Raw genomic sequence first — 12,861 nt, forward strand, 5'->3', positions numbered from 1 at the left:
ACATGCCCCTTGCCCTCATCACCGGTGCCGCCCGGGAGAACAGCATCGCCGCCGGCATCGTGCCCCGATTGCGCGTCGACGGCTGGACCGTCGTCACGAGCGACCTCGAGAACGCCGACTACGCGTGCGACCTCGCGACGCCGACCGGACCCGAGGAGCTCATCGCGGCGGTGAGGGCCGGCCACGGCACGATCGACGCGCTCGTCCTCTCCCACGCCCACGACGTCGAATCCGGAATCCTCGACACGAGTGCCGAGAGCTTCGACGCCCACCTCGCCGTCAACGCGCGGGCTAGCCTCCTCCTCATCGCCGACTTCGCCCGTCAGGTCTCCGATGACGGCGGGGCGATCGTCGCCTTCACCAGTGACCACACCACGGGCAACCTCCCCTACGGGGCGTCGAAGGGCGCGCTCGACCGCATCGTCATCTCCGCGGCCCGCGAGCTCGGCCCCAAGGGGATCTCGGCGAACGTCGTCAATCCCGGTCCCATCGACACGGGGTGGATGGACGAGGAGCTGCGGTCGTCGCTGCGCCCGCACCAGCCGCTCGGGCGCCTCGGCACTCCAGGCGACATCGCCGGCGTCGTCGCCTTCCTCCTCTCACCCGAGGGGCGGTGGGTCTCCGGTCAGCTGTTCGGCGCCGACGGTGGGTTCTCGGCCCGGTACTGAGCGCCGCCTCGGCGGGCTCACCCCTCGTCGCGGGTGAGTCTGAGGAGGAGGCGGAGGAGTTCGCCGTCGGAGTCGTCGTCCTCCGCGGGACTGTCGACGTCGTGGACCTCGGCGTGGAGCTGCTCCATCTTGCGATCGAGCTCCCCGGCGGCGTTCGCTGCCCTGGTGAGCTCCTCGACGAGGCGGTCGGGCACGTCCCCTTGGTACTTGTAGTGGATCTTGTGCTCGAGGCTCGCCCAGAAGTCCATCGCGATCGTGCGCACCTGCACCTCGCAGACGATCGGCACCGGACCGGCCGAGAGGAAGACGGGGATCTCGAGGATCGCGTGCAGACTCTTGTACCCGTTCGGCTTGGGGTGGGCGATGTAGTCCTTGATCTCGATGATCCTCACGTCGTTCTGCGAGGTGAGCGTCTCGAGCACGCGGTACGTGTCGGCGATGAAGCTGCACGTGATGCGGATGCCGGCGATGTCGGTGATGTTCGCCGTGATCGCGTCGATCTCGAGCGGCAGGCCCCTGCGGGTGATCTTCTCGATGAGGCTGCGCGGGGACTTCACCCGCGAGCTGATGTGCTCGATGGGGTTGTAGCGGTGGAGGTGGAGGAACTCCTCGCGGAGGATCGAGACCTTCGTGAGCATCTCATCGATCGCGAACTGGTGGTGCATGAGCATGCGCGCGAAGTCGGTGCGCAGTCGCCGGACCCTCTCGGCTTGGCCTGGGGTGAACGGGTCTGCGGGGCTGGCCATCGACGCTCCTGGGGTTCTCATTCCTCACCGGGTGCGAGGACGCTGTCAGTCTACGACGGCCGGTGCGGGGGTTCCCGTGTTGCCGGGAATGTGATTGAGTCAGCTCAAGGAGGAGTGATGGGAAAAGTGACATGGGGCTTCTCGTGCTCGCTCGACGGGTTCATCGCCGGACCCGGACACGACATGTCGTGGCTTTCGGCAGCCGAACCGCTCGCCGACGGCACCACCGAGGCGATGGCCGCGCAGGTCGCCGTCATCATCTCCGGCCGCCGCGGCTACGACGCGGCCAAGTCCCAGGCCGAGATCCGCGACGAGATGACCGCGGAGGCCTACGGCGGCGCGTGGTCGGGCACCGAGTTCGTCCTCACCCACCGGCCCGAGGAGCTCGCCGATGACCCGTCGGTCATCCCCCTCGACTGCTCCATCGCCGAGGCGGTCGAGCGCGCCCAGGCCATCGCGGGTGAGCGGGACATTCAGATCATCAGCGCCGACATCGCCCGGCAGGCGCTCGAGGCCGACCTCATCGACGAACTCCAGTACTTCTCCGTGCCTGTCTTCCTCGGCGACGGGGTCCGGATCTTCGATGTCCCCGGCGGTCGGCGCCTCGACTGGGAGCTCGTCGACATCGACGAGGCGAATCCGCGCAGCTTCGGCAGAACCTACCGCCCCAAGGGCCGTGCGGCGTACCGTTGAGGCATGTGCCGGAACATCCGAACCCTCCACAACTTCGAACCCGCCGCCACCTCGGACGAGGTCCACGCCGCGGCCCTGCAGTACGTGCGCAAGATCGCGGGGACGACGAAGCCCTCGCAGGCCAACGCCGAGGCCTTCGATGCGGCCGTCGAGGAGATCGCCTACGCCACCCAGCACCTCCTCGATGCGCTCGTGACGAATGCCCCGCCGAAGAACCGTGAGGTCGAGGCCGAGAAGCGCCGGGCGAGGTACGCCGCCCGCACGTGAGCTCACTCGCCCGCCCGGGTCCCCTGGGCGATGAGGTCCTGCGTGATCCCCGCCGAGGCGGTCCGCAGTGCCTGCATGATCGCAGGCATCCCGACATTGCGCTCGGAGTCGACGACGACGCCGAGGCCGGCGATCGTCAGCCCGCTGCCGTCGAAGACGGGCACCGCGATCCCCGTGGTGCCCTCGTCGATGTGTCCGACGAGCTCGGCCCGATGGTAGGTCCTGATCGTCTGGAGCATCCGGCGCAGGATCGTCGGATCCGTCGTCGTGTGCTCGGTGAAGGCCGAGAGCGGACCGCGCAGGTACGCCTCACGGACGTGACGGGGAGCGTGGGCGAGGAGGACGAGACCGCACGACGAGGCATGGGCGGGCAGACGTCCCGCGGTGCGCGAGCGGTGGACGACCGCGCTTGGCTTCGACATCCGTTCGACGAAGAGGACCTCGCGTTCGCGGAGGATCCCCAGCTGCGTGTTCTCCCCGACGAAATCGTGGAGGTTGGTCATGTGCGGGCGGGCCAGGGAGGCGAGCTCGACGGCGTCGGAGGCGCGGTTCGACAGCTCCCACATCCCCACCCCGATGCGGATCCTCCCCGACGGATCCCGCTGCAGGAGGTCGTGGCGCATCATGTCGTTGATGAGGCGATAGGCCGTCGACTTCGGCAGCTGCGCCCGCGCCGAGAGCTCGTCGGTGCTCAGCGACGGGTGGTCCGGATCGAAGGAGCTGAGGACGCGGACGAGCCGATCGATCATCGAATCGCCCGATGGTGAGTTCGCCATGTCAGCCATCGTAGCTGCGCAGCGGTCCGCTTCCCAATGAATGAAACACTTCTCGCTCTCGGTGGTGCGCGTCACTATCGTGGCAAGCAGTGCGGTGCGCACCGCGGATCCGCGGTGCGCACCGCAGCCATCCTGGTCCCGCCTCAAAGGAGAGCAGCGTCGATGACGACGGTCTCGGTCCGACACGCAGTCCACGAACTCATGGCCTTCCACGGCATGTCCACGATCTTCGGCAACCCCGGTTCGAACGAGCTGCCGTTCCTCAAGGACCTGCCGGCCCACTACGTCCTCGGACTCGGCGAGAGCTCCGTCGTCGCCATGGCCGACGGCTACTCGCAGATCACCGACCGACCCACCCTCGTCAACCTCCACGCTGCATCCGGGACCGGCAACGGACTCGGTGCGCTGACGAATGCGACCATCTCCCGGTCGAAGCTCGTCCTCACCGCCGGCCAGCAGGTCCGGGACATGGTCGGCCCCGAGGTCATGCTCGCCAATGTCCGGGCCACCGCCCTGGCCGCGCCGCTCGTCCACCAGTCCCTCGAACCGCTCTCGGCCGCCGATGTGCCCCGCGCGTTCTCCCAGTCCGTCTTCGCCGCTGAGGCCGGACCCGTCTACCTCTCCGTGCCCTACGACGACTGGGACGCCGAGGTGCCCGCTGCCGTCATCGACCAGCTCTCCCGAACCGTCACCGCAGGTGAGACCGTCGATGCGCAGACCGTTGCCGAGCTGCACTCCCGTCTGCTCGAGGCGAACGACCCCGTCCTCGTCCTCGGTCCCGACGTCGACGACCCCCGCGCCTGGGAGTCCTCCATCGCACTCGCCGAGGCGCTCGATACTCCTGTCTGGGCCGCGCCCTCCCTTCCCCGGCTGCCCTTCCCCAACCAGCATCCGCTCTTCCGCGGGGTCCTGCCAGCATCCATCGCCGGCATCGGGGAGATCCTCGGAGCCCACGACCTCGCGCTCGTCATCGGTGCCCCCGTCTTCCGCTATCACCAGTGGCAGCCCGGCGAGTACCTGCCCGAGTCGACGACGCTCATCCAGATCGGCGATGACCCGGCCGCGGCGGCCCGCGCCCCGTTCGGCGACGCCGTCCTCGCCGATCCCGTGGCCCTCGTCCGCGCCCTCGCCGAGGCGGTCGCCCCCGCACCCCACACCGTGAGCGAGTGGACGGCCGAGATCGACCCGCCGGTCACCTCGGCGAGTGAGGGAACCCTCCACCCGGAGGAGGTCTTCGCGACCCTGCGGGAGGAGCTGCCGAAGGACACCCGGTTCGTCGTCGAATCGACATCGACGAACGCCGCCTTCTGGGCGCAGATGGACCTGCGCGAGCCCGGCTCCTACTTCTTCCCCGCCTCGGGAGGCCTCGGCTGGGGTCTGCCCGCCTCCATGGGCATCGCGCTCGCCGACCCCGATCGCCCGGTCGTCGCGATCATCGGCGACGGATCGGCCCACTACTCGATCGCCGCCCTGCGCACCGCCGTCGACGAGGGCATCGAGCTGACCATCGTGGTGCTGCGCAACCGTTCGTACGCGGCACTGGACTGGTTCGCAGGCATGCTCGGCGTCGACAAGGCACCGGGACTCGACCTCGGCGAGGTCGACTTCGTCTCGATCGCCCGCGGCTACGGAATGACCGCCCACCACGCCGACGACAGCTCTGACCTCGCCCGACTCCTGGGTGAGGCGTCCGGACCCACGCTCATCGAGGTGAGCACCGAGAAGACCCGACCCGAGAAGAAGTAAGAGGAGACCACGATGAGCACGGACACGTTCCTCGGCACCGACTGGCACGGATCGATCTTCACCGGGGCGTGGAGCCCAGGCGGAGGCGAGACCTACCCTGTCGTCGAACCCGCGACAGGTCAGACCCTGGCCGAGATCGGTGCGGCGAGCGCCGACGACGTCTACGCGGCGGCCGCCCGTGCCGCCTCCGCCCAGAAGCAGTGGGCGAGGACGACCCCGGCGGAGAAGGCGGCGGTGCTGCGCCGGGCCGGTGACCTCTGGGCCGAGCACGCCGCGGAGATCGGCGAGTGGATCGTCCGCGAATCCGGGGCGATCCAGCCCAAGGCCGACCTCGAGACGACGATGGCCGCGCAGATCTGCTACGAATCGGCGAGCCTGCCCAGCCACCCGAAGGGCGAGGTGCTGCCCTCGAACGAACCGCGCTGGTCGTTCTCCAGGCGCCTGCCCGCCGGAGTCGTCTCGGTCATCGCACCGTTCAACTTCCCGCTCATCCTCTCCATCCGCTCGGTCGCGCCTGCGCTCGCCCTCGGCAACGCCGTCCTCCTCAAACCCGATCCGCGCACCGCGGTCTCCGGTGGCGTGACCCTGGCCCGGATCTTCGCCGAGGCGGGACTCCCTGAGGGGCTCCTCCAGGTTCTGCCCGGAGGCCGGGACGTCGGCGAAGCCGTCGTCGACGCCCCCGAGGTCTCGGTCATCTCCTTCACCGGGTCGACCGCGGCGGGGCGGAAGGTCGGTGAGGCGGCCGGTCGCCTCCTCAAGCGCTGCCACCTCGAACTCGGTGGGAACAATGCGCTCATCGTCCTGCCCGGTGCCGATCTGGCGGCGGCCACCTCGGCGGGGGCCTTCGGATCCTGGATGCACCAGGGGCAGATCTGCATGACGACGGGCCGTCACCTCGTCCACGACAGCCTCTACGACGACTACGTCGGCGCCCTGTCCGAGCGCGCCCGGAACCTGCCGGTCGGCAACCCCGCCGCCGAGGAGGTGGCGCTCGGGCCGATCATCGACGAAGGGCAGCGGAGACGGGTTCGGGACATCATCGACAAAGCCCAGGCCGACGGCGCACGCCTGGCCGCGGGAGGGGCGGGGGAGGGCGCGTTCGTGCCGCCGACCGTGCTCGCCGACCTCACGCCGACGAACCCGGCGTGGACGCAGGAGATCTTCGGCCCGGTCGCCCCGGTCGGACGCTTCTCGACGCTCGAGGAGGCGGCCGAACTCGTCAACGCGAGCGAATACGGGCTCTCGCTCGGCATCCTCGGCGATGTCGGGATGGCCCTCGAACTCGCCGACCTCGTCGACACGGGCAAGGTCCACATCAACGAGCAGACCGTCTCCGATGAGGCCAACGTCCCCTTCGGCGGGATGAAGGACTCCGGCAACGGATCCCGCTTCGGCGGGGCGCAGGCGAACATCGAGGCCTTCACCGAGACCCAGTGGGTGACGATGCGCCCGGAGATCGCTGCGTACCCGTTCTGATCCCTGCCCCGCCTCACCCCTGCCACCGCCTGGCCCGACCACACGACCGGAGACACCGATGTCCGCACCCGCCGCTCCCTCCCTGCGCCCTGCCGGGGAGACCCGCTGGCCCGCCGTTCTGTGCTGGCTCGCCGTCGCCCTCGAGGGCTTCGACCTCGTCGTCCTCGGCGCCGTCATTCCCCAGCTGCTCGCCACCGGCGCGCTCGGATTCACCCCGGAGGGGGCGACCCTCGCGGCGACGATGAGCCTCGTCGGCGTCGGCCTCGGGGCCGCAGGCGTCGGACCGATCGTCGACCGGGTGGGCAGGCGCTGGACGATCATCGTCTGCGTGATCGTCTTCTCCGTGTTCACCCTCCTCGTCGCGTTCGCCCCGAACGTCGCCCTCTTCACGCTCTTCCGGTTCATCGCCGGGCTCGCTCTGGGCGCGGTCATGCCGAGCTGCCTCGCCTACATCAGCGAGCACAACCGCTCCGGCAGGACGGGGAAGGCGACGACCCTGACGATGACCGGGTACCACGCGGGTGCCGTCGCGATCTCCCTGCTCGCCGTCTTCTACTCCCACAACTGGCATCTGCTCTTCATCGCCGGCGGCCTCGCGGGGCTCCTCCTCGTGCCGCTGCTGTGGTGGAAGCTGCCGGAGTCGAGCGAGTTCCTCGCCGCGAAGGCGGCTGTCGGTGCCGGTGCGTCGACCCCCGCCGAGGCGGTCCCGAAGCCGGGCATGGCCTCGCTGTTCACCGGCCGGTTCGCCCTCGTGACGATCGGCGTGTGGCTCGGCAGCTTCATGGGCCTCCTCCTCGTCTACGGGCTCAACACGTGGCTGCCGAAGATCATGGCCGATGCCGGCTACGAGGTCTCCGATTCCCTCGTCATGCTCCTCGTCCTCAACCTCGGCGCCGTCGTCGGCCTCGTCATCGCCGGCTGGCTCGCCGATAGACACGGCACGAAGCGCATCGTCCTCCTGTGGTTCGTCCTCGCAGCGGTCTTCCTCGCGGTGCTGAGCATCCCGATGACGAGCCAGGTGCTGCTCAACCTCATCGTCTTCATCACCGGAGTCTTCGTCTTCTCCGCGCAGGTCCTCATCTACGCGTTCGTCTCCGGGATCTACCCGGCGACCGTGCGCGGCACGGCACTCGGCATGGCGTCAGCGATCGGTCGACTCGGCGCGATCACCGGGCCCTTCATCACCGGCACCCTGGTGGCAGCGGGCATCGCCTACCCGTGGGGGTTCTACCTCTTCGCCGTCGTCGCCGTCCTCGGCTTCGCCGCGATGGCGATCGTGCCGAAGTCAGTCGCTCCCGCGGCAGGGGAGGGGCGTTCGACTACCCTGGCCTCATGACGCGATGGATCGACGCCGCCTTCGTCCGCGGCGGGACGAGCAAGGGCGTGTTCTTCCGCGCCGACGACCTCCCGCCGCTCGCGGACGACACGGGTGGAGATGATCCCTCCGCGGGCCGAGACCGCTCCGCGTGGGATGCGATCTTCACGGCCGTGATGGGCTCGCCGGACGCCTTCGGCCGTCAGCTCGACGGCATGGGCGGCGGGATCTCGTCCCTGTCGAAGGTCATGGTCGTCTCCGCCTCCGAGCGTCCCGGCGTCGACCTCGACTACACGTTTGCGCAGGTCGAGATCACTGAGGCGACCGTCGACTACTCCGGCAACTGCGGCAACCTCTCCTCCGGAGTCGTCCCTTTCGGCCTGCTCGCCGGGCTCATCGACGCCGGCGACGGATGGCACGTCTTCCGCCTCTTCAACACGAACACGGGCAAGCTCGTCGACGTCGGACTCACCGTCGAGGGCGGTCAGGCCGCCGTCGACGGCGACTTCACCCTCCCGGGAGTACGCGGCACAGGCGCGCCGATCGAGCTCATCTACCCTGACCCTGCAGGCAGCAGGACCGGTGCGCTCCTGCCGACCGGGAAGGCGAGCGAATCGATCGATGCCGATGGGATCATGTTCGATGCCACCCTCATCGATGCGACGCTTCCGCTCGTCATCGTCCCCGCCGCGGCTGTCGGCCTGAACGGAGACGAGCTGCCCGAGAGGATCGACGCCGACGGACCTGCGATGCGCGTCATCGACGACCTCCGGCGGAACGCGGCCGTGCGCATGGGGCTGAGCGAGACCCGGGAGACCGCTCCGCAGGTCGTGCCCAAGGTCGCCGTCGTCACCCCTCCGACGCCGACGCGTCTCCTCGACGAGACGACGCTCGCCGCGGAGGACGCCGACATCGTCGTCCGGGTGATCTCGATGGGGCAGGCGCACAGGGCCGTTCCCGGCACCGCAGCGATGTGCCTGGCGGCCGCGGCCCTCGTGCCCGACACGATCGTCAATCTCATCCTCACCCGCTCCGAACGCCCTCCGGCAGGACCCGAACTGAGGATCGGCACGCCCTCCGGTGTCGTCACGGCCGCCGCTGTGCGCGATGAGAACACAGGGTCGGTCACCGCGGCGTCCCTCTTCCGCACCGCGCGCGTGCTCATGCGCGGACAGGTCGCTGTCCCGGACTGAGACTCGCCGTCCCGGACTGAGAATGCTGCTGTCGTGGGCTGTGGCTCGGAGATGACACGGGCCGAGACAGGCGTGAGCCCCGGACCGAGCGGTCCGGGGCTCACAGTCTGCTCGGGGCTGCGACTGGGTCAGTGCTGTGGCTGCATCAGCGCGTCGGCGAGATCAGTGCTCGGCACTCGCCTTGCGACGCCGAGCGATTGCCACGGCTGCGGCTCCGACGAGCAAGAGGCCCGCCGCGATCGACACCGGCGCGGTGAGCTCGGAACCGGTCCGCGGGAGGTTCCCGCCGCGGCCTGCATCGCTCGCGGAGGTCCCATTCGCCGAGGTCCCATTCGCGGTGCTGCCGGAGTTCGCGCCGGCTGAAGAGCCCTGCCTGCCGCCGTCCTCGTCAGCATCGTTCTGCGAACCGTCGGAGTCGGCACTGCCCTGATCGCCGTCGGAATCGTCCTGTCCGCCGTCGGCGTTCCCATTGTCCTGCGAGCCGTCGGCCTCGGCATCGTTCTCCGCGCCGTTGTCGTCCGCCGTGGCGTTCGCCTGGGCGCCGTCGGCGTCATCACCTCCGCCGCTGCTGTCCTCGTCGAAGAGACCGACGAGAACGGGATCGTGGTCAGAGGCGCGGAACTGATTCGGCTCGTAGAGGTCGCTGATGTTGTAGTTGAAGCGGCTGTACTCGAAGGCGAGCGGTTCGACGGAGTTGATGCTCCAGATGTCGGCTCCGGTGACCGCGTCGAACGCGCTCGTCGGCAGGTCCGCCTGGCTGCCGGTGCCTGCGGTCCCGGAGGTGTCGAGGGCGAGGATATGGTCGAGGCTGCCCGTCCGACCCTTGAAGACGTACGTCGACTTGTCCGTCATCTCCGAACCGACGTCCTTGTACCCGGACTCGTAGAGGACCTGCATCGGGTCCTCCTGCGTGTACGAGTTGAAGTCGCCGAGGAGGTAGACGTAGTCGGAGTCCGCTGCTTTCTGCTGTTCGCCGGCGAAGTCGACGAGCGATTTCGCCTGCTTGACGCGGTCGGCGTTCGAGAAGCCCTGCCCGTCACCGGTGTCCTCGTTGCCTGGGCCCTCGCCCGAGCCCTTCGACTTGAAGTGGTTCGACACGGTGACGAAGGTCTTCTCGGCCTCCGGGGTGCCGGAGGCATCCTTCGGGGCGTAGGCCTGGGCGAGCGGTTCGCGCGCATTGGAGAAGGCGTCTTGGTCGTCGAGGATGACGGACTCACCCTGCGGGGCCACCTCGGCGGGCTGATAGATCTGCGCAGTGCGGATGACGTCCTCGTCGGCGGGAACCTTCTCCGGGGAGGGGACGAAGGCCCACTTCTCCGACCCGGCCGCCTCGTTGAGGCGGTCGACGAGCGTCTTCAGCGCGGCGTCGCGGTCGTCGCCGAACCTCGCTGAGTTCTCGATCTCCATGAGCGAGACGACGGAGGCGTCGAGGGTGTTGATCGCGGTGACGATCTTCGTCTCCTGGCGCTCGAGGCTCTCAGCGGTCGCCGCACCGCGGGCATCGCAGCCCCCGCGGACCGTGATCGGGTTGCCCTCGCGGTCCTCGTAGAACGTGCAGCCGGGGACCTGGTCACCGGTCGTCGTGAAGTAGTTGAGGACGTTGAATGCCGCGAGACTGACCTGGCCGCCGACCGCCTCAGGCGTGTCCTGTCGGGTGTTCGTGAACGTCGCCGGCTGGACCGCCTCGGCGTTGGCCCCGGTCAGACGCGTCAACGGCTGGAACCGCCACTTGCTGTGGTCGAAGCCGAGGACGACGGGCGAGGTGAACGTCGCGCTCGCCCCGACGCGGACGGGAGCATCCTCGGTGAGGTAGGGCAGCGGGACGTCCTTGTCGCTCTTGAGGTAGTCGACCGTCGCACCGTCGTCGAGGACAACCTCGCGGGCGAGGTTCTCCTCCTCGATGGCCTTCGCCTCGGCGCTGCCGGGACGGGCGACATCGGTGGGCTGGCGCAGGACCCCGTCGCCGGTGGCGAGCGTGACCTCGCCGTAGGTGTTCGTGTTGTAGTTGTCGGTCACGGTGAGCTCACCGCTCGGCTGGAGGAGCATGCCCTCAAGCGCCTCGCGCTCGGCATCGCCGGTGGGGAACGCCTCCTCGACGGGCTTGACCGCCTCGGCGGGTTCGTCGAGGGTCGTCGCACCGGAGGCGGCGACGCTCATCTGGGTCTGGCCGTAGCGTTCGGACACGGTGCCGGTGAGTTCGAGGTGGTCGCCGATGCTGATGTCGCCCACGGTGTCGGGGGAGTAGACGAAGATGCCGTCGGAGGCCCCCGGGGTCGCGTCCTCGGCGCCCCCGGTGCCGGGCGTCTGCACGTAGTAGCCGCCGAGCCCACCGCTCGGGTAGGCGGCGGTGACGACGCCGCGGGTCCTCACCGTCTGGCCCTGCAGCGGACTCTCCGCGCCGGTGCCCTGGATGTCGGCGATCGGGGTGATCTCCCTGGGCTCGGGGTTCTCCCCGCCGTTACCGTCGGGCAGCACGTTCGGGGTCGGGGGAGCCGAGGTCCACGAGCCGTCGACGAATTGGATCGACTGCCCGCCTGCCGCGACGGCACCAGTCGGCTCGGCCTCCTGGTCGACGACGGGATCCGGGGTGTACGTCCCTGACTTCCCCGTCACACCCCTGCCGCCTGTGACTCCGCCGATCTGGTCGAAGTCGATGAGGCTGCCCGAGTCGTCGATCGCGAACGCCGAGGAGCCGTACTCGCCGTCAGCGGCGGAACCGGACTTCACGGAGTTCGTGATCGGCACCTCGATCGCCAGCGCCCCGGAGTCGCCGACGGTTGTGCCGTCGGGAACCGTGACGGCGTTCTCGGCGGCCTGGACGCTGCCGCCACGGGTGACCGAGCCGATCGTCCACCCGGAGAGATCGGTGCCCGGATCAGCGGCGATCTCGATGAAGTCGGCATCGAGGGTGTAGCCGATCTCGCTGATGTGCGGGCTGACGGCTGCTGCGGCCGGGCCGGTCGGCGCGACGAGACCGATACCGGCGACGAGGCCGAGGACAGCTGCGGAGGAGAGGGTGGTCGAGACTTTCATGGAGGCCTTTCGGGTCACGATGGCACACGGAGTCACAGAGGCAGGAACCCTTGCACACTATCGGGCCCCATGGAGGCGACGACGGCAACCATGTGAACGCGATGTGAACACTCGGGAAGTCCACTGAATGCTGGAAGTGTGACCGAGCCTACATGGAGGTCAGGACATGGGCGGGGAGCCGCGCTGTCAGCCCTGCGGATCGACGATCACGGCTTTCTCCGCTGCGTCGAATCGCACCTTCCCCATGTCGGAGAGCCGCACCTCGGCGGCTAGGGGGATCTGCGGGTCGGCGTTGATGCCGATGACCGTGCAGCCGGCGGCGGTGGCTGCCTGTGATCCGACGGGGGAGTCCTCGAAGGCGACCGCCGTCGCGGCGGCGAGCCCCAACTTCTCAGCCGCACGGAGATAGACGTCGGGTGCCGGCTTCCCCTGCTCGACGTCGTCGATCGTGACGATCGCATCGAAGAACCCGAGCAGTCCCGCTCGGTCGAGGAGTCCGCGGACATCGTCGCCGCGGCCGTTGCTCGCGACAGCGATGGGGACGGTGCCCGAGAGCGCCCGGTCGAGTTCCGGTGCCCCCGGCATGGGGGAGAACACCTCGGCGAGGGCGGCCGTGTAGTCACGGTCGACCTCGGCCGCCGTCGGCGCAGTCCCACTGCCGGCCTCGACTTCGGAGCTCACGCGCCGCAGCTGCTCCGCCGCCTCGGCGCCGGTCAACCCCCGGAACGACTCCGCGGGAACCCCACCGGCACCGAGGCGGTCGAGGTAGGCGGCCATGAGGTCGATCCACGGCTGCTCGGAGTCGACGAGGATGCCGTCGCAGTCGAAGATCGCACCGCCGAGAGGAATGGTCTGTCGAAGAGTCACAGCGTAACTCTAGCGGCAACCCGAAGGGCGCTCAGCCACCTCTCGCAAGGTGGCTGAGCGCCCTTTGGGTCGCTGGGGTGA

General features: G+C 69.1%; 11 protein-coding genes. 7 read left to right on the forward strand and 4 right to left on the reverse strand.

The window, feature by feature from the left end; all coding sequences use genetic code 11:
• Positions 1-2: 2 nt before the first annotated feature.
• A complete protein-coding gene (locus tag ACQ1RG_RS07505) occupies positions 3-668 on the forward strand; it encodes an SDR family oxidoreductase (RefSeq protein ID WP_063249958.1) in 666 nt (221 codons plus the stop codon).
• Between the two features lie 17 nt (positions 669-685).
• Here the strand turns inward: ACQ1RG_RS07505 and ACQ1RG_RS07510 are convergent, their stop codons facing one another.
• Complete coding sequence (locus ACQ1RG_RS07510; protein ID WP_063249957.1) at positions 686-1,414, reverse strand: GTP pyrophosphokinase; 729 nt, start codon at positions 1,412-1,414, stop codon at positions 686-688.
• Positions 1,415-1,531: 117 nt separating this feature from the next.
• Between ACQ1RG_RS07510 and ACQ1RG_RS07515 the strand changes: the two genes are divergently transcribed.
• Positions 1,532-2,107, forward strand: coding sequence for a dihydrofolate reductase family protein (locus tag ACQ1RG_RS07515; RefSeq protein ID WP_063249956.1), 576 nt, complete (start codon positions 1,532-1,534; stop codon positions 2,105-2,107).
• A 3-nt stretch (positions 2,108-2,110) separates the two neighbouring features.
• The gene (locus tag ACQ1RG_RS07520) at positions 2,111-2,374 is read left to right on the forward strand and encodes a DUF2277 domain-containing protein (protein ID WP_063249955.1); all 264 of its coding nucleotides are present in this window, start codon (positions 2,111-2,113) and stop codon (positions 2,372-2,374) included.
• Between the two features lie 2 nt (positions 2,375-2,376).
• Here the strand turns inward: ACQ1RG_RS07520 and ACQ1RG_RS07525 are convergent, their stop codons facing one another.
• Positions 2,377-3,150 carry an IclR family transcriptional regulator gene (locus tag ACQ1RG_RS07525; protein WP_009377735.1) on the reverse strand — a complete coding sequence of 258 codons (774 nt, stop codon included), beginning with the start codon at positions 3,148-3,150 and terminating at the stop codon, positions 2,377-2,379.
• A 162-nt stretch (positions 3,151-3,312) separates the two neighbouring features.
• Here ACQ1RG_RS07525 and mdlC point away from each other — a divergent pair, with 162 nt between their 5' ends.
• Genes mdlC through ACQ1RG_RS07545 form a run of 4 tightly spaced genes read left to right on the forward strand, consistent with a single transcriptional unit; the run spans position 3,313 to position 8,880 of the window.
• A complete protein-coding gene (gene mdlC, locus ACQ1RG_RS07530; RefSeq protein ID WP_063249953.1) occupies positions 3,313-4,896 on the forward strand; it encodes a benzoylformate decarboxylase in 1,584 nt (527 codons plus the stop codon).
• Positions 4,897-4,908: 12 nt separating this feature from the next.
• Positions 4,909-6,372, forward strand: a complete 1,464-nt coding sequence (locus ACQ1RG_RS07535) for a benzaldehyde dehydrogenase (protein ID WP_063249952.1) — start codon at positions 4,909-4,911, stop codon at positions 6,370-6,372.
• 58 nt (positions 6,373-6,430) lie between these two features.
• Positions 6,431-7,708, forward strand: a complete 1,278-nt coding sequence (locus ACQ1RG_RS07540) for an MFS transporter (RefSeq protein ID WP_063249951.1) — start codon at positions 6,431-6,433, stop codon at positions 7,706-7,708.
• Positions 7,705-8,880, forward strand: a complete 1,176-nt coding sequence (locus tag ACQ1RG_RS07545) for a PrpF domain-containing protein (protein WP_063249950.1) — start codon at positions 7,705-7,707, stop codon at positions 8,878-8,880. Before ACQ1RG_RS07540 ends, ACQ1RG_RS07545 begins: the two co-directional genes overlap by 4 nt.
• Positions 8,881-9,042: 162 nt before the next feature.
• On the opposite strand, the gene ACQ1RG_RS07550 is transcribed toward ACQ1RG_RS07545, so the two are convergent.
• Complete coding sequence (locus ACQ1RG_RS07550; RefSeq protein ID WP_101624164.1) at positions 9,043-11,913, reverse strand: ExeM/NucH family extracellular endonuclease; 2,871 nt, start codon at positions 11,911-11,913, stop codon at positions 9,043-9,045.
• Between the two features lie 186 nt (positions 11,914-12,099).
• Positions 12,100-12,780: an HAD family hydrolase gene (locus ACQ1RG_RS07555; protein WP_101624163.1), complete on the reverse strand. Its 681-nt coding sequence runs from the start codon at positions 12,778-12,780 to the stop codon at positions 12,100-12,102.
• Between the last annotated feature and the right edge of the window lie 81 nt (positions 12,781-12,861).

Origin of the sequence: Brevibacterium sp. K72 (genome assembly GCF_050562175.1) — a bacterium.
Classification (GTDB): Bacteria; Actinomycetota; Actinomycetes; order Actinomycetales; family Brevibacteriaceae; genus Brevibacterium; species Brevibacterium casei.

Excerpts from the sequence above, each read along its gene's own strand:
- ACQ1RG_RS07550 (WP_101624164.1), bottom strand. The coding sequence starts at position 11,913 with ATGAAAGTCTCGACCACCCTCTCCTCCGCAGCTGTCCTCGGCCTCGTC.
- ACQ1RG_RS07535 (WP_063249952.1), top strand. The coding sequence starts at position 4,909 with ATGAGCACGGACACGTTCCTCGGCACCGACTGGCACGGATCGATCTTC.
- ACQ1RG_RS07510 (WP_063249957.1), bottom strand. The coding sequence starts at position 1,414 with ATGGCCAGCCCCGCAGACCCGTTCACCCCAGGCCAAGCCGAGAGGGTC.
- ACQ1RG_RS07520 (WP_063249955.1), top strand. The coding sequence starts at position 2,111 with ATGTGCCGGAACATCCGAACCCTCCACAACTTCGAACCCGCCGCCACC.
- ACQ1RG_RS07545 (WP_063249950.1), top strand. The coding sequence starts at position 7,705 with ATGACGCGATGGATCGACGCCGCCTTCGTCCGCGGCGGGACGAGCAAG.
- ACQ1RG_RS07505 (WP_063249958.1), top strand. The coding sequence starts at position 3 with ATGCCCCTTGCCCTCATCACCGGTGCCGCCCGGGAGAACAGCATCGCC.
- ACQ1RG_RS07515 (WP_063249956.1), top strand. The coding sequence starts at position 1,532 with ATGGGAAAAGTGACATGGGGCTTCTCGTGCTCGCTCGACGGGTTCATC.
- mdlC (WP_063249953.1), top strand. The coding sequence starts at position 3,313 with ATGACGACGGTCTCGGTCCGACACGCAGTCCACGAACTCATGGCCTTC.
- ACQ1RG_RS07540 (WP_063249951.1), top strand. The coding sequence starts at position 6,431 with ATGTCCGCACCCGCCGCTCCCTCCCTGCGCCCTGCCGGGGAGACCCGC.
- ACQ1RG_RS07525 (WP_009377735.1), bottom strand. The coding sequence starts at position 3,150 with ATGGCGAACTCACCATCGGGCGATTCGATGATCGATCGGCTCGTCCGC.